The following is a 619-nucleotide window of genomic DNA, read 5'->3' as shown; positions in this document are numbered from 1 at the left end:
AGTGCGACGGCGTACTTTTTGTAGAACGGTCCGGCGAGTTATGATACGCGGTAAGGTTAAGGACTTAAGGTCCGGAGCCGAAGCGAAAGCGAGTGTTAAGAGCACGAGGAATCACGTATCATAGACCCGAAACCGGGTGATCTATCCATGTCCAGGATGAAGCTGCCGTAAGAGGTAGTGGAGGTCCGAACACACATCCGTTGAAAAGGGTGGTGATGAGGTGTGGATAGGGGAGAAATTCCAATCGAACCCGGAGATAGCTGGTTCTCCTCGAAATAGCTTTAGGGCTAGCCTTCAGTTAGTCTGCCGCAGGTAGAGCACTGAATTTCCTAGGGGGCGTCAAAGCCTACCGAAGAATATCAAACTGCGAATGGCGGACAGATGATGCTGGGGAGTCAGACTGCACGAGATAAGTTGGGTGGTCAAAAGGGAAAGAGCCCAGACCTACAGCTAAGGTCCCAAAGTGCGTGTTAAGTGGAAAAGGATGTGGGATTTCGAAGACAACTAGGATGTTGGCTCAGAAGCAGCCACACATTAAAAGAGTGCGTAATAGCTCACTAGTCGAGAGGTCCTGCGCCGAAAATGTCCGGGGCTGAAACACGACACCGAAGCTTAGGAA

Annotated in this window: 1 rRNA gene; it reads left to right on the top strand. The window is 50.9% G+C overall.

What is annotated here, in order from left to right:
- Positions 1–619 (top strand): 23S ribosomal RNA (locus WMO42_RS13910); the annotation flags it as partial.

The sequence above is a fragment of the Lachnospira sp. CLA-JM-H23 genome (assembly GCF_040096425.1).
GTDB lineage: Bacteria > Bacillota > Clostridia > Lachnospirales > Lachnospiraceae > Lachnospira > Lachnospira rogosae.
This window is presented reverse-complemented; position numbering and strand designations above follow the sequence as displayed.